Annotated in this window: 16 protein-coding genes; 8 read left to right on the top strand and 8 right to left on the bottom strand. The window is 67.9% G+C overall.

Going from position 1 to position 19,179, the window contains the following annotated elements:
* The coding region (locus AC1DHX_RS17470; RefSeq protein WP_476900288.1) for a transketolase-like TK C-terminal-containing protein at window positions 1–1,496 on the top strand (1,496 nt) is incomplete at its 5' end.
* Window positions 1,497–1,517: 21 nt separating this feature from the next.
* On the top strand, window positions 1,518–2,141 hold the full coding sequence (gene nboR, locus AC1DHX_RS17465; RefSeq protein WP_230007747.1) for a nicotine blue oxidoreductase: 624 nt from the start codon (window positions 1,518–1,520) through the stop codon (window positions 2,139–2,141).
* Window positions 2,142–2,210: 69 nt separating this feature from the next.
* Here nboR and AC1DHX_RS17460 read toward each other — a convergent pair whose 3' ends face one another.
* From AC1DHX_RS17460 to AC1DHX_RS17430, 7 genes are all read right to left on the bottom strand, one after another.
* A complete protein-coding gene (locus tag AC1DHX_RS17460; protein WP_476860177.1) occupies window positions 2,211–2,855 on the bottom strand; it encodes a uracil-DNA glycosylase in 645 nt (214 codons plus the stop codon).
* A gap of 38 nt (window positions 2,856–2,893) precedes the next feature.
* Window positions 2,894–3,877 (bottom strand): aldo/keto reductase, encoded by a 984-nt coding sequence (locus AC1DHX_RS17455; protein ID WP_476860178.1) that lies wholly within the window; start codon window positions 3,875–3,877, stop codon window positions 2,894–2,896.
* 26 nt (window positions 3,878–3,903) lie between these two features.
* The gene (locus AC1DHX_RS17450; RefSeq protein WP_476900287.1) at window positions 3,904–6,726 is read right to left on the bottom strand and encodes a molybdopterin-dependent oxidoreductase; all 2,823 of its coding nucleotides are present in this window, start codon (window positions 6,724–6,726) and stop codon (window positions 3,904–3,906) included.
* Window positions 6,727–6,728: 2 nt separating this feature from the next.
* Window positions 6,729–7,715 carry an FAD binding domain-containing protein gene (locus AC1DHX_RS17445; RefSeq protein WP_476860180.1) on the bottom strand — a complete coding sequence of 329 codons (987 nt, stop codon included), beginning with the start codon at window positions 7,713–7,715 and terminating at the stop codon, window positions 6,729–6,731.
* A complete protein-coding gene (locus AC1DHX_RS17440) occupies window positions 7,706–8,989 on the bottom strand; it encodes an XdhC family protein (protein ID WP_476860181.1) in 1,284 nt (427 codons plus the stop codon). The genes AC1DHX_RS17445 and AC1DHX_RS17440 overlap by 10 nt, the downstream gene beginning before the upstream one ends.
* A 17-nt stretch (window positions 8,990–9,006) precedes the next feature.
* Entirely contained in the window at window positions 9,007–9,501 is a 495-nt protein-coding gene (locus AC1DHX_RS17435; RefSeq protein WP_476860182.1) for a nucleoside deaminase, read from the bottom strand.
* A 268-nt stretch (window positions 9,502–9,769) separates the two neighbouring features.
* The gene (locus tag AC1DHX_RS17430) at window positions 9,770–9,952 is read right to left on the bottom strand and encodes a hypothetical protein (RefSeq protein ID WP_476860183.1); all 183 of its coding nucleotides are present in this window, start codon (window positions 9,950–9,952) and stop codon (window positions 9,770–9,772) included.
* A gap of 381 nt (window positions 9,953–10,333) precedes the next feature.
* Between AC1DHX_RS17430 and pucL the strand changes: the two genes are divergently transcribed.
* Window positions 10,334–11,242, top strand: a complete 909-nt coding sequence (gene pucL, locus AC1DHX_RS17425; protein WP_476860184.1) for a factor-independent urate hydroxylase — start codon at window positions 10,334–10,336, stop codon at window positions 11,240–11,242.
* A gap of 108 nt (window positions 11,243–11,350) precedes the next feature.
* A complete protein-coding gene (locus AC1DHX_RS17420; RefSeq protein WP_476860185.1) occupies window positions 11,351–12,859 on the top strand; it encodes a nucleobase:cation symporter-2 family protein in 1,509 nt (502 codons plus the stop codon).
* A gap of 98 nt (window positions 12,860–12,957) precedes the next feature.
* Here AC1DHX_RS17420 and AC1DHX_RS17415 read toward each other — a convergent pair whose 3' ends face one another.
* On the bottom strand, window positions 12,958–13,713 hold the full coding sequence (locus AC1DHX_RS17415; protein WP_476860186.1) for an IclR family transcriptional regulator: 756 nt from the start codon (window positions 13,711–13,713) through the stop codon (window positions 12,958–12,960).
* Between the two features lie 206 nt (window positions 13,714–13,919).
* On the opposite strand from AC1DHX_RS17415, the gene AC1DHX_RS17410 reads away from it, so the two are divergent.
* From AC1DHX_RS17410 to AC1DHX_RS17395, 4 genes are all read left to right on the top strand, one after another.
* Window positions 13,920–15,332 (top strand): NAD-dependent malic enzyme, encoded by a 1,413-nt coding sequence (locus AC1DHX_RS17410; protein ID WP_476856964.1) that lies wholly within the window; start codon window positions 13,920–13,922, stop codon window positions 15,330–15,332.
* A gap of 35 nt (window positions 15,333–15,367) precedes the next feature.
* Window positions 15,368–16,966 (top strand): malate synthase A, encoded by a 1,599-nt coding sequence (gene aceB, locus AC1DHX_RS17405; RefSeq protein ID WP_476860187.1) that lies wholly within the window; start codon window positions 15,368–15,370, stop codon window positions 16,964–16,966.
* Between the two features lie 66 nt (window positions 16,967–17,032).
* Window positions 17,033–18,319 carry a DUF6986 family protein gene (locus AC1DHX_RS17400; RefSeq protein WP_476860237.1) on the top strand — a complete coding sequence of 429 codons (1,287 nt, stop codon included), beginning with the start codon at window positions 17,033–17,035 and terminating at the stop codon, window positions 18,317–18,319.
* Window positions 18,316–19,128 (top strand): bifunctional allantoicase/(S)-ureidoglycine aminohydrolase, encoded by an 813-nt coding sequence (locus AC1DHX_RS17395; protein ID WP_028275486.1) that lies wholly within the window; start codon window positions 18,316–18,318, stop codon window positions 19,126–19,128. The genes AC1DHX_RS17400 and AC1DHX_RS17395 overlap by 4 nt, the downstream gene beginning before the upstream one ends.
* Window positions 19,129–19,179: the final 51 nt, after the last annotated feature.

Here is a 19,179-nt window from a genome sequence, read left to right as displayed (position 1 = left end):
AGCTCACCCTCGCGGACCTCAAGGCCTTCCGCGACCACCTGCGCATCCCGATCACGGACGACCAGCTCGAAGCGGACCTCTACCGGCCGCCGTACTACCACCCCGGCATGGACTCCCCGGAGATCCAGTACCTGATGGACCGCCGCAAGGAACTCGGCGGCTTCGTCCCCGAGCGGCGGCCGGACCATGCGCCCGTGGAACTGCCCGATCCCGCAACCTATGGGGTCGCCAAGCGAGGCTCCGGCAAGCAGCACGCCGCCACCACCATGGCCTTTGTGCGCCTGCTCAAGGACCTGCTCCGGGACAAAAAGTTCGGACACCGCATTGTCCCGATCGTGCCGGACGAATCCCGCACGTTCGGCATGGACGCGTTCTTCCCGACGGCGAAGATCTACAACCCGGACGGCCAGGGCTACCTCTCCGTGGACCGGGAGCTCGTCCTTGCCTATAAGGAATCGGCCCAGGGCCAGCTGATCCACCCGGGCATCAATGAAGCCGGGGCGGTGGCGGCCTTCACCGCCGCCGGAACGTCCTACGCCACCCACGGCGAACCGCTCGTGCCGGTCTACGTCTTCTACTCGATGTTCGGCTTCCAGCGCACCGGCGATTCCTTCTGGGCCGCCGCCGACCAGATGACCCGCGGGTTCATCATCGGCGCCACCGCAGGACGCACCACCCTGACCGGCGAAGGCCTGCAGCACGCCGACGGCCACTCCCCGATACTGGCAGCAACCAACCCGGCCGTCATCACCTACGACCCGGCATACGGCTACGAAATGGGCCACATCATCCGGGACGGCCTGGAGCGGATGTACGGCCCCGGCGAAGCCGGGAAGGAAATTGCCGACAACGATCCGTCGCGGAACGTGATGTACTACATCACTGTCTACAACGAGCCGATCGTGCAGCCGCCCGAACCCGAAAACCTCGACGTCAACGGTGTCCTGAAAGGCATCTACCGGGTGTCGGCGTCGGACTTTGACGGGCCTAAAAGCCAGATTCTGGCCTCCGGCGTGTCCGTTCCGTGGGCCCTCGAAGCCCAGCGGGTCCTCGCCGAGGACTGGGGCGTCTCCGCGGACGTCTGGTCCGTGACGTCCTGGACCGAACTCCGCCGTGACGGCCTCGCGGCAGAAGAAGAGGCCTTCCTGAACCCCGGCCAGCCCGCCCGCGTCCCGTTCGTGGCCCAGCAGCTCGCCGGTGCCACCGGGCCGGTCGTGGCGGTCACCGACTACATGAAGGCCGTGCCGGACCAGATCCGCCAGTTCCTGCCGCACCAGTTCGCCTCGCTCGGCGCGGACGGTTTCGGCTTCTCCGACACCCGCGCCGCGGCCCGCCGTTTCTTCAAGAACGACATCCACTCGATTGTAGTGAAGACCCTCCAGCTGCTGGCCTCGCGCGGAGAGGTCGACGGCGGGGTGCCCGCCTACGCGATCGACCGCTACAAGCTCCTGGACGTCACCGCCGGGACCACCGGAGGAGCGGGTGGCGACGCCTGAGAAGCGAGTTATGGTGGGCAGATGAGCGACAGCAGAGCGCACGGCACCGGATCCGGCGGCACGACGGCGGTGCTGCTGGCCGCCGGAGCCGGGACCCGGCTGGGGCTCGGGCCCAAGGCGTTGCTCCCCTTCCATGGCCGCACGCTGGTCGAAGTGGTCGCCGACGTGCTGCTCGCGGGCGGCTGCCGGGAGGTGGTGGTGGTGCTTGGCGCGGATGCGGCAAGGGTCCGCGCCGCCACCGACCTCGGCCGGCACCGGGTCATCGACAACCCGCACTGGGCCAGCGGGATGGGCAGCTCGTTCCGGGCCGGTATCGCCGCGGCGGCCCTGGAGGCCCATGTGCTCATTGCGCTGGTGGACCAGCCCGGCCTGACCAGGGAGACCGTCACCCGGCTGCTGGCAGCCCACCGGCCCGGCCGGGTAACGGCGGCCGGCTACCGCGACGCGGAGGGGACGCTGCAGCGCGGACACCCGCTGCTGCTCGATGCCGGGCTTCGCACCGAAGCCGCGGAAACAGCAACGGGCGACGCCGGAGCGCGCGTCTTCCTGCGGGCGCACCCGGACCTGATTGATCTGGTGGACTGCAGCGACCTCTCCGGCGGCGAGGACCTCGACTCCCCCGAACAGCTGCACCTCCTCGACTAAAGACAACGCGGGGTCAGATACGGCCCATTAAGGCCCCCTCGATGGGCCGTATCTGACCCCGCACTGGTTTTAGCGCGAGTGAGCCAAAAACTCCTGCAGGCCACGCTTGAAACCGGACCGGCCGCCGTGGGCCGGGTGCCTGATTTTCGGCGCGTCCAGGCCGCTGCGCTGCAGGCTGCGGTGCGCCACATTGCCCACGGCCACCACAGTTTCGATGGAAAACGCCTCGATCAGCGCCTGCCAGAACGGAGTTCCAAGGTCAGCCTCGGACGCCCTCGGCGTGCGGTTGGACAGCGGCCGCCCGGGCACGTGGGTGTGCCACGGGCAGGCGCTCCACAGCAGGGGCAGGAACTCCAGCTCGGCCAGGACCTGCCACATCACCGTGGCCGTCGGCTCGGCGGCTATGCCTTCGGCGTCTTCCGGAAGCACGTACCCCTTCCCGGGTCCAAACAGCCCAAACCCGTTGGCAGGGCCTTCGAGCATTGCGCGGTTCGTGAAGGGAATCCCGGTGATCCTCATGCCCCTGTACCCGGGGGCTTCGCCCAGCAGCAGGACCTTTGGGGCGCGGTCCTGCATCTCCCGCAGATAGAGCTCCAGGTTCCGCCGCCGCTGCGCATTTCCAGGCTCGGTGTGATCAAAGAAGTTGTTGCAGCCCGGCCCCGTTTCGACGGCCGCGAGACGGTCAACGAAGCCGTCGATGGAGGAAACAGTCATTCGTCGGCCCTTGGGGACACCCGGCAGAATCAAGCGCCCTACCAGCGCGGGTGGATGGTTTCACGGAAGTAGCGGTCATAGATTTCGCGGACGCCGACGTCGAACGTTGCGTCGATGCCGCTGACATCCGCGGCGGCGGCGTTGGCGCGCGCCTGGTCCACGTTCCGCGCGCCCGGGATCACCGTGCTGACGCCGTCCCGCGCCGCGATCCAGGCGATGGCCGCCTGGGCGGTGCTGACGCCGTCGGGCACCAGTTCCTCGAACTCGGCCACCGCTTTGAGGCCCTGGCCGAAGTCCACGCCGGAGAAGGTTTCCCCGACGTCGAACGCCGATCCGGTGCGGTTGTAGTTGCGGTGGTCGTCCTCGGCGAAGGACGTCTCCGCGGTGTATTTGCCGGAGAGCAGCCCGGAGGCGAGCGGGACGCGGGCGATGATGCCCACCCCGGCGGCCTCGGCGGCGGGCAACACTTCATCCAGCGGCTTGAGCCGGAAGGCGTTGAGGATGATCTGCACGGTGGCGGTGCCGTCGTGGCGCATTGCTTCGAGGGCTTCCTCGGTCCGCTCCACGCTGACGCCGTAGTTGCGGATGGTCCCCTCGGCCACGAGCATGTCCAGAGCATCGTAGACCTCGGCATTGCTGTACACGGCGGTGGGCGGACAGTGCAGCTGGACCAGATCCAGCTGCTCGACGCCCAGGTTGCGCCGCGACCGGTCGGTCCATTCGCGGAAGTTGGCGAGGTTGTAGTTCTCCGGCCGCTGCTCCACCCGCCGGCCCATCTTGGTGGCCACCGTGATGTCCAGGCCGGGGTTGTCGGCCAGGAAGGCGCCGATGGCCTGCTCACTGCGGCCGTCGCCATAGACGTCCGCGGTGTCGAAGAACGTGACGCCCGCTTCGACGGAGGCCGCCAGGATGGCCTGCGCCTGCGCGGGGTCCACGTTGCCCCAGTCCGCGCCAAGCTGCCACGTCCCCAACCCGACCGTGGAGACGTTTCGTCCGGTTTTGCCCAAGATTCGTTGTTCCATCGTCCGACTATAGGCCGTCAGCGGCCTCAAAGCGGAGGAACCAGCCCTGCTTCCTTCAGGCCCAGATAGATCTTGTCCCGGGAGATGGGCAGCTGGGAAAACCTCACGCCGGTGGCGTTCCGGATGGCGTTCGCGAGCGCCGGCGCCACCGGATTGAACGGGCTCTCGCTCATCGACTTCGCGCCCAGCGGGCCCAGCTTGTCGCTGGTGTCGGCGAAGTACACCTCGCTGCGCGGCACGTCGGCGAAGGAGGGGACGTGGTACTGCCGCAGGACGTCGGTGGTGACGCGGCCGGCGTCGTCCACTGTGACCTCCTCGTAGAGCGCAGAGCCGAGGGCCTGCGCGATCCCGCCTTCAATCTGGCCGCGGCACTGGCGCGGATTGACCACCACGCCGGCGTCGGCCGCCTGCACGCTCTGCAGGATCCGCAGCTCCCCCGTCCCGGTGTTCACCGCCACCCGGACGCCCTGGACATTGAACGCCACGGAACGCGGCGTCCCGCCCCAACGCCCCTCGGCGGCGAGCTCGACGCCGGCCCGCTCCGCGGCGTCGTAAATGTCCGTCAGGGGCACCCGGGTTCCCTCGCAGACCACAGCGTCCCCGTCCAGGACGCAGCCGGAGCGCGGCACGCGGCGGAGGCCGGCGGCGAAGGCGCGGATGCGGAGGGCAAGGTCCTCAGCGGCGGCCAGCGTCGCCTTGCCGGCCACCACGGTGCCGGCAGATCCGAACGCGCCGGAATCGTGGTCCACCAGGTCGGTGTCGGACTGCCGGAGGGTGACGCGGGCGGCGGAGGTGGACAGCGCGGTGGCCGCGAGCTGCGCGTGGACGGTGGAGGTGCCGTTGCCGAATTCTGCCGTCCCGACGTCGGCGGCGTAGGTCCCGTCGGGCAGGAGCCGGAGCCTGGAGTGGGCAAAGTGGCCGCGTGGCGGGACGGTGTCGATCATGGACAGGGCAGTCCCCTCCCCGACCACCCAGTCCGGTCCCAGGCTGTCGAGGCCGGCGGCGCGGCAGCGTTCCCGCCCACGGGCCAGCGCGTCCTCGACCAGCTTCGTGCACTGGTCCAGGCCGTAGCTGCCGTAGCGGACGTCCTCCTGGGGCTCGTCGCGGATGGACAGCATGTCGTCGCCTTCCCGGACCATGTTCCGGCGGCGGAACTCCAGGGGGTCCATGCCGATCCCTGCCGCGAGCTCGTCGATGCCGGATTCGATCGCGAAGATCATCTGGCTGAGCCCGTAGCCTCGGAAGGCACCGGACGGCACCGTGTTGGTGTACACGGCGTGGGCGTCCACTTTCTTGTTGGCGCATTTGTACACCGCCAACGACTCACCGCAGCCGTGGAACATGACCCCGGTCGCGTGGTTGCCATAGGCGCCCGTGTTGGTGAGCACCTCCAGCTTCAGTGCGGTCAGCCGCCCGTCGCGGCTGGCGCCGGCCTTGAGATGGATGGTGAAGGGATGCTTGGTGGTGGCGGCGGTGAACTGTTCGGTCCGGGTGAATTCAAGCTGCACGGGGCGGTTGAGCTTCAGGGCGGCCAGCGCCACGACGTCCTCGGTGAGCACCTCTTGTTTGCCGCCGAAACCGCCGCCCACCCGTCCGGCCACCACCCGGATCTGCTCTTCCGGCAGGCCGAACACCCGGCCCAGGGTGCGCCGCACCAGGAACGGGACCTGGCTGGAGGTGCGGATCAGCAGCCGCCCGTCACCGCCGATCGAGGCGATGGAGGCATGGGTTTCGAGCGCCATGTGCTGCACCCGTTGAGTCCGGTACGTGTGTTCGTGGATGAAGTCCGCCGCGGCGAACCCGGCCGCCATGTCGCCGAGCTCGGAATGCAGTTCCGCGACGACGTTCCGCTCCGGCCGGCTGATGCGGGCCGTGGTTGCGTCCTTGTCCCCGTGGAGGGCGGGGGCGCCGGGGAGCATGGCGTGCTCCGGGGTAAAGACCGCGTCCAGCACCTCGTAGTCGACCTTCAGGGCCCGCACGCCAGCCTCCGCCGCCGCCACCGTCCCGGCGACGACGGCGGCGACGCGCTGGCCGGTGAACCGCACGACGTCGTCAAACACGCGGGTGTCGTCCGGGTCGTCGGTGTAGAGCTCGTGCTGCGCGGTCGAAAACAGCTGCGCCGGGGAGTCCTCGTGGGTGAAGACGGCCGCGACGCCGGGAATCGCCAGCGCGGCTGCTGCGTCGATGGAGCGGATCCGGGCGTGGGCATGCGGGGAGCGCAGCAGTTTCGCGTGCAGCAGCCCGGGCAGTTCGTCGGCCGGGACGTCCAGGGTGTAGCGGGCCTGCCCCGTGACGATGGCGAGGCCGGCGGGGGCGGGAGCGTCGTCGCCCAGTTGTCCGGGGCGCGGCTCCGGCCGGCCGTGCCCCTCAGAAGGGGTGACCGGGCGGCTCCCCCTCCCGCAGACGGCGTCCTCGATGGCCGTGTACCCGGTGCACCGGCACAGGTTGCCCTTCAGGTTCCGCGGCAGGTCCGCCCTCTGCTCCTCATCGAACGTCGCTGCCGTCATCACCATGCCGGCCGTGCAAAAGCCGCATTGGAAGCCCTGCCGGTCCAGGAACTGCTGCTGCATCGGATGAAGCGCGGTGCTGTTGGGGTCACCGGGTCCGCCGGAGGCGCTGGCGGCGGCCAGTCCTTCCACCGTGGTGACCGCCCGGCCTTCCGCGCGGACCGCGGGATAAATGCAGCTGTGCACCGGGACCCCGTCCACGTGCACCGTGCAGGCGCCGCAGTCGCCGGCGTCGCAGCCCTTCTTGACGCCCAGGTTCCCCCGTTCGCGAAGGAACGTCCGCAGGCACTGGCCGGGACGGGGTTCGRCCTGCGCCGGGACACCGTTGATCTCGATTCTCATGCTCAGGCACCTTCCGTCCGGGGTCCACCGTTCAGGGTCCCGCCCCGCGGCGGCCAGAAGTCACCGGATATGCGTAACGGGTCGCGGCCTGCCGGGGCGGTGAGTTCGGCCTGGATTTCATGGGCCAGCCGGTACGTCATGTCCTTGCGCCAGGCGGGCAGGCCGTGGACGTCGTCGTGGTACAGGTCATCGGGGATGGCGGCATCCAAGGCCTCGGAGAGAGCATCAGTGAGGGCGCCGGCGAGCGCCGCCGCGGAGGACTCCAGGCGCAGCTGCACGGGGCGCTTGGTGGCTGCGGTGACGGTCAGGACCAGGGTGCCGCCGGCGTCGAGCCTTCCAATCAGCAGCACCGCTGACCTGCCCAGGTTGCTCAGCGACAGCCGGCGGAAGGCCACCCGGGAGGACAGTGCCGCCGCCGGCAGGCTCACGCTGCGCAGGAGCTCGCCGGGAGCGAGGCAGTTCGTCCCGTCGCCCGTAACGAAGTCCAGCACCGGGAGCGTGCGGCGGGCGCCGCCGGGGCCCAGAATGGTGGCCGTGGCGTCGAGCGCCGCGCAAAGCGAGATCATGGGCCCGGCCGGCAGGGAAGTGCACAGGTTGCCGCCCACCGTGGACATGTACCAGACCTTGAAGGAGGCCACAAAAGACTCGCAGCAGGGGCGGACGAGTTCCACGCCGGGCCAGTTCCCGGCCAGCCCCCGGCCGGCGGCCGAGCCGGCATCCGCATCCGCATCCGCATCCGCATCCGCATCCGGGAATGCATACAGTTGCGCGATGGTGCAGGTCGCCGCCAGCTCGATGCCGGCCGCCGACACCGCTATGGGTGTCCAGTCCGTGGAGCCGAGGTCCAGGAGGCGCCGGAGCGGTTCCTGTCCGGCGGCGGGGCTCCCGGAGGAGAAAAGCACGGTGCCCCCCGCGAGCCAGGCGTCCCCTTCGCGCCACTGCGCCGGATCCGCGGTGCGGACCACGGCCTCGATGGTGTTCATGTCCACTGGGCCTCCTCAGGTTCCGGCATGCCGGCGCTGCTGTCGTGATGGTTGCGGCCGTGATGGTTGCGGCCGTGATGACTGCTGTCCTGATGATTTCGGGAGTAGTGGTGAATGGGGCCGCTGGCATCCTTCAGGGACACGCTGCCCTGGGCCAGCCCGGCGGCCTTGCTCCGGTTGGCCACGAGTTCTGCCGTGATGGAGACCGCGACCTCTTCCGGCGTGACGGCCCCGAGGTCCAGGCCGATGGGTGAATGCAGCCGGGCCAGGTCGCCGTCGGCCACGCCGGCCTGCCGCAGAGCATCGATCCGCCCGCGGTGGCTTCGTCTGGACCCCATGGCGCCGACATAGTCCACGTCCAGGCCGAGCGCGGCCTGCAGGAGCGGGACATCGAATTTCGGATCGTGTGTGAGCACGCAGATGGCCGTCCGGGCGTCGGTGCGGCCGGCCAGCACTTGGTCCGCCAAGTACCGGTGCGGCCAGGCCGTGGCCACCTCGTCCGCGGCGCCGAACCTGTCCTGCTGTGCGAACGCCGGGCGCGCATCGCACACCGTGACATGGAAGCCCAGGAGTTTCGCGGCCGGCACGAGTGCCGCACCGAAGTCATTGGCGCCGAAGATCAGCAGGCGCGGCGCCGGTAGCCGGCTCTCCACCAGCAGGCTCACGGGTTCCTGCTGGCGCTCCCCCGCGGACGCGATCCGGACCAGCCCTGTACGGCCTCCCCTCAGCAGCGGTTCCAACTGGGCTGCTGCCGCCCGCATCGCGAGCCCGGCACCACCGGAACCGCCCGCACCGAGCATCGCGGCGAGTTCGGCCGACTGCAGTACCTGGAAGGCCGCCGGGTCTGGAACCACGACGGCGCCGCCTCCGCCGGCGTCTACCCTGCGGATCAGCGCAGCGCCGCCGGCCGGATGCCTCCCTGCCAGGGCCAGCAGGCCGTCCAGCCGCAGCCGGCCGGGCCCCGTATCCACGGGTTCGATGTGGATTTCCAGCCTGCCGCCGCAGGTCAGCCCGGCCGCAAACGCGTCCTCGGCGCTGTATCCGAAGAACTCCCGGCGCGTCCTGCCGTCGCGCATTGCCTCCAGGGCCGCTTCCACAACGGCCCCTTCAACGCATCCACCGGACAGGCTGCCCAGCACCTCGCCGGTCTCCGAGACCAGCATGGAGGTGCCCACGGGCCTCGGCACTGATCCGGCAGTGCCCACGACGGTGGCCACCGCGCAGAGCTGCCCGGACGCGGCCGGCCGCCATGTGCTCAGGTGCGGGAGCAGATCCAACATGGCCGCAGTCCCCGGCGCTAGTAGTCGGTCCGGGACTCAAGCGAGTTCCAGGCCTTGAAGGGATCCAGTGCCGCGGGCGCTTGCGGGTCTGTGAGTTCCAGCCTGCCCACCGGCATGAGCGCGTCGCGCTGATCGTTTTCGAAGTATTCGTAGAAGACGGCGTCATCGAACCCCGCGGACGCGGCATCGTGCCGGTCCGCGGCGAACACCACGCGTGACACCCGCGCCCACAGTGCGGACGCCAGGCACATGGGGCACGGCTCGCAGCTGCAGTAGAGCGTGGCACCGCTGAGATCGAAGGTGCCCAGTTCGCTACAGGCCCGCCGGATGGCCGTCACCTCGGCGTGCGCCGTGGGATCGTTGGTGGCGGTGACGCGGTTGACGCCTTCGAACGCAAGCCCGTCCGCAGTGACCACCACTGCGCCGAACGGGCCGCCGCTGTTCAGGACGTTAGCCTTGGCCAACTCGATGGATCTCGCCAGGAACTTCTGGGCCGTACCGGTTGTAGTCATGCCGCCACTCCCTACCTGCGGAAGCCTGTACACCGTGACGGGTACGCAAGGGCCGTATGCGACGGTGACCAGTCTTCAGCATGTGCCTTGAAGGTTGCGCCTGGTAGATAGCTTCCCGCGTCCCGGGCTGCCCGCCGTTGGCAAGATCGACAGTAGCACCGGGATGTCCGCGCGGCGCGCCCTATTTGAGGGAAGCCCAGTTTCGTTATGTGAAATCTCTATTTCCGGGTCTTCACGCCAACGCCGCCCTACCGCCCAAACAAAACGTCTACCGGCCAAAGAGCGGCAGCGCACGGAGCCATCGGGAAAAGCCGCGGTCCCTCCGTTCGCAGTCGGCCGGAATGTAGAAGTCCGGGTCTGTGGCACCGAAGTCCGCGGCGCTGAACGGCAGGTACAGCTCCTGGCCGGGCGCCGGAAATTCAACGGCACTGCCCTTCTCCTGCGAGTTCATGGATTCCTCCTCATGCATTGTGTGGCTGCTTCCTCGCACCGAACCGAATCATGCGGCTGAATTCCACATTTTGGAAATAATTTATTGCTATATGGAAAAGACTAGGGCGACGGAAGCCTGCGGTCAAGAGCCCTGGCCGCCGCGGTCACAAACCGTTTTTTCGAAAAGTGATGTACACCACGCCCGGACCGGGCTACGCTTAATCCCAATTCGTGGCGCAGGTCACGTAACCTGGGAGCAGCAGGCAGGGTCGTAATGAGCTGGCATCAACTGATGTCGGCTCTTTTTTGTGGGCCGACGGAATGAGAAACGCGCGGGAAACACGCGCTTAATTTCTATGTGGGACTTTGGTGCCACATACCTGAAGTTGGGAATCAGACCATGAGCAACAAGATCGTCCTCGGCCACAACCAGTACGGAAAAGCCGAAGTCCGGGTCGTCAAGATCACCAGGGACACCGACCGCCATGAAATCGAAGACCTGAATGTCACCTCGCAGTTGCGCGGGGACTTCGCGGCTGCCCACCTCGAAGGCGACAACAGCCATGTGGTGGCCACGGACACCCAAAAGAACACCATCTATGCCTTCGCCCGGGACGGCATCGGCTCCCCGGAAGCCTTCCTGCTGCGGCTAGGCAAGCACTTCACCTCGAACTTCGACTGGGTCACCGGCGGCCGCTGGGCAGCCGAATCCTACAAATGGGACCGGATCCAGGCCCACGGGACCGGGCACGACCACTCCTTCGTCCGCAGCGGCCAAGAAGTCCGCACTGCGGTCCTTGTCCGCAACAGCGGTACCGAGCACCTCATCGCCGGGCTCAAGGACCTCACCGTGTTGAAGTCGACCCAGTCCGGGTTCAGCGGCTTCCCGCGGGACAAGTACACCACCCTCCCGGAAACGTCCGACCGCATCCTCGCCACGGACGTATCGGCCCGCTGGCGCTTCAGGACCGGCACCGACTTCGGCACCTTCGACTTCAACAAGAGCTACGAGGACGTCAAGAGCCTGCTGCTGGAGGGCTTCAGCGAAAACTACTCCCACGCCCTGCAGCAGACCCTCTTCGACATGGGCGCCAAGGTCCTCGAAGCTCACACCGAGATCGACGAGATCAAGTTCTCCATGCCCAACAAGCACCACTTCCTCGTCGACCTCTCGCCCTTTGGCCTCGACAACCCCAACGAGGTCTTCTTCGCCGCCGACCGCCCCTACGGCCTGATCGAGGCCACCGTCCAGCGTGAAGACGCCAGCCCCGCAGAAATCGCCTGGTCCGGGATCGCCGGCTTCTGCTAGGACTCCCGGGCCGGCCGGCCCGGGCCTCCGGCGCCGGCACTCCGGCACCCGTTAGCCAGACATTGTTAGCCGGACAACGACGTCCGCCATGAACCAAGAAGGTCTGCCATGAACGCACGCAAAAAATTGACCGCCCGGCTGCCACGCACGCGCGGCACCGGCGGCACTCCCCGCCCCGAGGACCAACGGCTCTCCATCGGAAGTAGCTTCGCCTACGGCTTCCAGCACGTCCTGACCATGTACGGCGGCATCATCGCCGTCCCCCTGATCGTCGGCCAGGCCGCCGGCCTGGCCCCGGCCGACGTCGGGGTCCTGATCGCCGCGGCCCTCTTCATGGGCGGCCTGGCCACGCTGCTCCAGACCCTGGGCTTGCCGTTCTTCGGCTCCCAGCTCCCCCTGGTCCAAGGCGTCTCCTTCGCCAGCGTGGCGACGATGGTCGCCATCGTCACCGGCGGAGGCGGCCTCCCTGCCGTCTTCGGCGCTGTCATTGCCTCTGCAGCCATCGGGCTGCTGATCGCCCCGGTGTTCTCCAAGATTGTCCGGTTCTTCCCGCCGGTGGTCACCGGCACAGTCATCACCACCATCGGCCTCACACTGATGCCCGTGGCGGCGAACTGGGCCATGGGCGGAAACAAGAAGGCGGCGGACTATGGGAGCGTGGCCAACATCGGGCTGGCGGCCATCACCCTGGCCCTCGTGCTCCTGCTGAGCAAGGTCGGCAGCGCCACCATTTCCCGCCTGTCTATCCTGCTGGCCATGGTCGCCGGAACCGGGGTCGCCGTCGTCACCGGCATGGCGGACTTCTCAAAGGTTGGCGACGGCCCGATCGTCGCCTTCCCCGCACCGTTCCACCTCGGCGCACCCACCTTCGAGGCTGCCGCCATCATCTCCATGCTGATCGTGGTCCTGGTCATCCTGACCGAGACCATGGCCGACATCCTGGCCGTCGGCGAAATCGTGGGCACCCGGGTCGATTCGAAGCGGATCGCAGCGGGCCTGCGGGCAGATATGGTTTCCAGCCTCGTGGCGCCGGTCTTCGGCTCCTTCACGCAAAGCGCGTTCGCCCAGAACGTTGGCCTGGTCGCCGTCACCAAGATCAAGAGCCGCTATGTGGTGGCGGCCGGCGGCGTCATCCTGGTGCTGCTGGGCCTGCTGCCGGTGCTCGGCCGCGTGGTCGCGGCGGTCCCGACGGCGGTCTTGGGAGGTGCCGGGATTGTGCTCTTCGGCACGGTGGCCGCGAGCGGCATCCGCACGCTGGCCAAAGTGGAGTACCGGAACAACATGAACCTGATCATCGTCGCCGCCTCCATCGGCTTCGGGATGATCCCGATCGCCGCCCCCACGTTCTACGACAAGTTCCCCAGCTGGTTCGCAACGATTTTCCATTCCGGCATCAGCTCCGCAGCGGTCATGGCCATCGCGCTGAACCTGCTCTTCAACCACCTGAAGAAGGGCAACTCGGAGAACCAGTCGGTCTTCGTGGCCGGAACGGGCCGCGTCATCCGCGAGGAAGACCTTCAATGCCTGGCCGAGGGCGACCGTTACGAGAACGGCAAACTGATCGACTGCGACGGCAAGGAAGTCCCGGTGGAGTCCGCCGCGACATCCGAACACTAGCCCCCTAAGACACCACCGGCATGAGCGTTGCGGCCCCTCCCTGTGAAGGTAAAGGGGCCGCAACGTGGCCTGGCAGACGGCGGCACAGCCGCTGGAGGTCAGCTCTTGTTGAGGTCCTGGGAGATCGCCAGGGCTGCCTCGCGCAGCAATGGCACAGCCCGGTCCGCGAAAGTCTCGTCCACCCGGGAAACAGGCCCGGAGACGGAAATCGCCGCGGGGGTCGGCGCATTGGGGATGGCAATCGCGAAGCAGCGGACGCCGATCTCTTGCTCTTCCTCATCGATCGAATAGCCGCGGCCGCGGATCAGCTTCAAGTCGGCGAACAAGGACTCGACGTCGCCGATGCTCTTCGGAGTGGGGGTGGGCATGCCTTTCCGGGTCACGATGCCACGCACCGTCTCATCGTCCAGCTGGGCCAGGATCGCTTTGCCCATGCCGGTGGCATGCATGTAACCGCGGCGGCCCACTTCGGTGATCATCCGCATGGAATGCAGGGACGGGACCTGGGCCACGTACATCACCATGTCAGAGTCCAGCACGGCCATATTGGCGGTTTCCCCGAGCCGTTCCACGAGGGACTGGAGCTGCGGCCGGGCAAGCGCGCCGAGCTGCTTGTTCGCCGCCTCGCCCAGACGGATCAGGCGCGGGCCCAGGGCATAGCGCCGGTTCGGCAGCTGCCGGATGTAGCCCAGGGTGACGAGGGTGCGCAGCAGCCGGTGGATGGTGGGAAGCGGCAGGTCGGTGGAGGACGAGAGTTCACTGAGTGTGACGTCGCCGCCGGCGTCAGTGATCAGTTCCAGAAGTTCGAAAACGCGTTCAACGGACTGCACGCCTCCGGGGGCTTTTTCCGCCATAACTTTGCTCTCCTGAGAGGTTGCTTCCGACAAATTTTATCCACATCGTGAAAAAAGTGCTTAGTAGACCCAAGATACAGTACCGCCGGCCCGCCGTCGACGGACCCTCGGGGCTTGTAATTCCACAAAGTAGATAATAATATCCATCATACGAAATAAGTAAGTGCAGCAAGAGCCCGTCCGCGGGCCGACTAGGAGGAAATTCAATGGCGAATCCGAGCCCCGGAAATTCGATCACCCTGCGTGTGGAGGCGCCGTCCAGCTTCAGTGCCACCAGCGAACTGGCCGCCGCCGTCGGTGCGGCCGGCGCCGCGATCACGGCCCTGGACGTCACCGAGTCCCACCACGAGACCCTGGTAGTCGACGTCACCTGCAACACCACGGACGACGACCACGCCGCACGCGTCAAGGACGCGCTCAACGCGCTCGACGGCGTCACGGTCCGGAACGTCTCGGACCGAACTTTCCTGATGCACCTCGGCGGCAAGCTGGAGGTTGTGCCGAAGGTCGCCCTGCGCAACCGGGACGACCTCTCCCGCGCCTACACCCCCGGCGTCGCCCGCGTCTGCCTGGCGATCGCGGAAAACCCTGAGGCCGCCCGGAACCTGACCATCAAACGCAACACCATCGCCGTCGTGACCGACGGCTCCGCCGTCCTGGGCCTCGGCAACATCGGCCCGGCCGCCGCACTGCCGGTCATGGAAGGCAAGGCCGCGCTCTTCAAGCAGTTCGCCAACGTCGACGCCTGGCCGGTCTGCCTGGACACCCAGGACACGGAGGAAATCATCCGGATCGTCAAGGCGCTCGCCCCGGTCTACGGCGGGGTCAACCTTGAGGACATCGCCGCTCCGCGCTGCTTCGAGATCGAAACCCGGCTCCGCGAGGAACTCGACATCCCGGTCTTTCACGACGACCAGCACGGAACCGCAATCGTCACGCTGGCAGCCCTGACCAACGCCCTGCGCGTCGTGGACAAGAAACTCTCCGAGGTCCGGATTGTCGTTTCGGGCGTCGGCGCCGCCGGCTCCGCCATCATCGCGCTGCTCAAGGCACAGGGGGCCCGCAACATCATCGCCGCCGGCCGCTCGGGAGCGATCCACTTCGGCGAACAGTACAACGACGAGCACCGCACGTGGATTGCCGAGAACACCAATGAACGGGGCTTCTCGGGCACCCTGCACGAAGCGCTCAAGGGAGCCGACGTCTTCATCGGCGTCAGCGCACCGCACGTGATCGGCGAAGAACAGGTGGCATCCATGGCCAACGACGCTATTGTGTTCGCCATGGCCAACCCCACGCCGGAAATCGACCCGGTGGTCGCATCACGGCACGCCGCTGTGGTGGCGACCGGCCGCAGCGACTTCCCCAACCAGATCAACAACGTCCTGGCCTTCCCAGGGTTCTTCCGCGGGCTGCTGGACGCGGGGGCGGCGGACATCACCCCCGAGATGCTGGTGGCCGCCGCCGCGGCGATCGCCAACCGGGTCGCCGACGACGAGCTCAATGCCAGCTACATCATTCCCAGCGTCTTCGACCCCCACGTTGCCGCCGACGTCGCCGCGGCGGTTGTCGCGGCTGCCCACGCGACGGTCCCGGCCGCCGCGCTGACCCACGCCTGATTCGCCGCCTGCTTCACCGACCAGGAAGGACCACAATGGCCCTCACCATTTCAGCCCGCCGCCCCGTTGACCGCGCGGAGGAGATCCTCACACCCGAGGCGCTGGCCTTCATTGAGCAATTGCACCAGCGTTTCGCCGCCACCCGCGCGGATTTGCTCAAGGCCCGCGCGGTCAAACGCGACGAGGTGGCCCGCACCGGCCGGCTCGATTTCCTGCCGGAAACCCGTGATATCCGTGAAGGCGACTGGACGGTGGCCCCGGCCCCGACAGCCCTGCAGGACCGCCGGGTGGAAATGACGGGTCCGGCCGCACCGGCCAAGATGGCCATTAATGCCCTGAACTCCGGGGCCAAGGTCTGGCTCGCGGACCTCGAGGACGCCAGCACTCCCACCTGGTCCAACGTGGTCGAATCAATCCTGAACCTCCGCGACGCCGCGGCGGGAACCCTGGCCTACACGTCCCCCGAGGGCAAGGAATATACGCTCCGGACCGATGCCCCGCTGGCCGTCGTTGTCGCCCGCCCGCGCGGCTGGCACATGGCAGAGCGCCACCTGCTGATCGACGGCGAACACACCGTGGGCGCCCTGGTGGACTTCGGCCTGCACTTCTTCCACACCGCCAGGCAGCTGCTGAAGAATGGCCATGGCCCGTACTATTACCTGCCCAAGATGGAGAGCCACCTCGAGGCCCGGCTGTGGAACGAGGTCTTCGTCTTCGCCCAGGACTACCTCGGCATTCCGCAAGGCACCATCCGCGCGACCGTCCTGATCGAGACCATCCCCGCAGCGTTCGAAATGGACGAGATCCTCTACGAACTCCGCGACCACGCCTCTGGCCTGAACGCCGGCCGCTGGGACTACCTGTTCAGCATCATCAAGTACTTCCGTGACGCCGGCTCGCGCTTTGTGCTGCCGGACCGCGCCACCGTGGCTATGACCGCGCCGTTTATGCGTGCCTACACCGAACTGCTGGTCAAGACCTGCCACCACCGCGGCGCCTTCGCCATGGGCGGCATGGCGGCCGTCATTCCCAACCGCCGCGAACCCGAGGTGACAGCCCAGGCGTTCGAGAAAGTGCGCGCGGACAAGACCCGTGAGGCGAACGACGGCTTTGACGGTTCCTGGGTGGCCCACCCGGACCTGGTGCCGGTCTGCCGGGACGTCTTCGACGCCGTCCTGGGCGAGCGGCCGAACCAGCTGGACAGGCAGCGCCCGGAAGTCTCGGTCACCGCGGACCAGCTCCTGGACGTCGCCTCCGCCCGTGGCACGGTCACCGAGGCAGGCATGCGCCTGAACCTCTACGTTGCCGTCGCCTACACAGCGGTGTGGATTTCGGGCAACGGCGCGGTCGCCATCCACAACCTGATGGAGGACGCGGCGACGGCGGAAATCTCGCGGTCCCAGGTCTGGCAGCAGATCCGCAACCACTCTGTGCTCGCCGACACTGGCCGGACCGTCACCCGCGAGCTGGTATCCGGGATCCTGGCCGAGGAAACCGAGAAGCTCCGGGGCGAGGTGGGCGAGGACGCTTTCGTGAAGCACTACCTGCCCGCCAGCAAGCTCATCGGCGACATCTGCCTGTCCGAGGACTACACGGACTTCCTCACCACGCCGGCGTACGAGCTGGTGGGCTGAGGCATGGCAGCCACCTCCGCCAGCGCCAGGCCGCAACCACGCAGCCATCTGCAGCGTCAGGGTCCGGTGACGCCGGCCCTCTCCGGGGCCGACCTCGCCCGGATCGATGCGCAGCTCGCCGACACCGACCGGCTGCTGGAGCGCAGCTACCCGGGCGACGACGGCTCCCGCCAGCCGGTGCACACCGTCTACGTTCCGGCCGACCGCTTCAGCCCGGAGTTCGCCGCGGACTGGGGCGCCCAGGGCCTCGCCGCGGTGGACGCCCGCGGCGGCGTCGAAAGCCTGTGCGCGCTGCAGGGCCAGGAAGCCGAACTGGCCGCCGCCGTCGCGCCGCGGGTCCGGGCCAAGCTCTCACGCGAGCCGATCGAGGACCTCCGCCTGGACTTTGAGGACGGGTTCGGGGACCGGGGTGACGACGCCGAGGACGCCACCGCTGTCGCCGCGGCATCCGCCGTGGCCGCCGCCGTCGCCGCCGGTACCGCGCCGCCGTTCATCGGGATCCGCTTCAAGTGCTTCGAGGCTGCCACCCGCGCCCGGGGTCTGCGGACCCTGGATCTCTTCGTCTCGCAGCTGGCCACGGCCGGCGAACTGCCGGACGGGCTCGTCCTCACCCTGCCCAAGGTCACCACGGTGGCGCAGGTGGAGGCCATGGCCTTCGCCGTGTCCCGGCTCGAGGAAGTCCACTCGCTCCCCGCGGGCCGGCTCCGCTTTGAGGTTCAGGTGGAAACGCCGCAGCTCATCCTGGGCCCGGACGGAACCTCGCCGGTGGCGCGCCTGCCGCACGCGGTGCCCGGCCGGATCAGCGGGCTGCACTACGGCACCTACGACTACTCAGCATCGCTGCAGATCTCCGCCGAATACCAGTCCATGGAACATCCCGTGGCGGACTTTGCCAAGGAAGTCATGCAGCTTGCCGCGGCCGGCACCGGGATCCGGCTCTCCGACGGCTCCACCAACATCATCCCGGTGGGCGGGAACGTGGAGCAGGCCTGGCAGCTCCACGGCCGGCTGGTCCGCCGCTCGCTGGAACGCGGCTACTACCAGGGCTGGGACCTCCACCCCGCCCAGCTGCCCAGCCGGTTCGCCGCGACCTACGCCTTCTACCGGCAAGGGCTCCCGGCCGCCGCTGCCCGGCTCCGCAATTACGTGGACCAAACCGCCGGCGGCGTTCTGGATGAACCCGCCACCGCACGGGCTCTGGCAGCCTTCGTGCTTCGCGGCGTCCAGTGCGGCGCCGTCGGCACCGAAGAAGTCCTGGCGCTGGCCGGCGTCGGGCTCCCCGAACTCACCGCGCTGGCCCACCCCCGGCCGGCCAACACCTCCACTCCCTCCGCAAAAGGAACGCACCCATGAGCAACTATTTCTACCCCGAAGGCGGGCTTCCGCCGCAGACCCAGATCCTCTCCGACCGGGCCGTGGTCAAGGAGGCCTACACCGTCATTCCGAAGGGCGTGCTCCGGGACATCGTCACGAGCAAACTGCCCGGCTGGACCAACACCCGCTCCTGGATCCTGGCCCGGCCCATCGCCGGTTTTGCCACGACGTTCTCGCAGCTGATCGTCGAGGTGGGACCGGGCGGAGGCTCGGAAAAGCCCGAGCCGGAGGCCGGCGTCGAAGGCGTCATCTTCCTGACCAAGGGCGCCCTGGCACTGACCCTCGAAGGGGAAATCCACAGGCTGGGCGAGGGCGGCTACGCCTACCTCGCCGCGGGGGCCCAATGGTCCGTGGCGAACGAGTCCGGGGAGATCGCCAGTTTCCAGTGGATCCGGAAGGCCTACGAGCCGCTGGACGGCTACACGGCGAAATCCTTTGTAACCCGCGACCAGGACGTCGCACCGCGGGCGATGCCGGACACCGACGGGGCCTGGGCCACCACGCGTTTCGTGGACCCGGAGGACCTCGCCCACGACATGCACGTCAACATCGTCACCCTCAAGCCCGGCGCCTCCATCCCCTTCGCGGAAACCCACGTCATGGAGCACGGCCTCTTCGTGCTGGAAGGCAAAGCCGTCTACCGGCTCAATGACGACTGGGTGGAGGTGGAGGCCGGCGACTTCATGTGGCTGCGTGCCTTCTGCCCCCAGGCGTGCTACGCCGGCGGTCCGGGCAACTTCCGGTACCTGCTGTACAAGGACGTCAACCGCCAGATCCGCCTGACCTAAGACCGATCCACCAATACCGATCCACCAATACCGATCCACGTAGTGGAGTCC

The sequence above is a fragment of the Arthrobacter sp. 05N33_2 genome (assembly GCF_056397425.1).
This window is presented reverse-complemented; position numbering and strand designations above follow the sequence as displayed.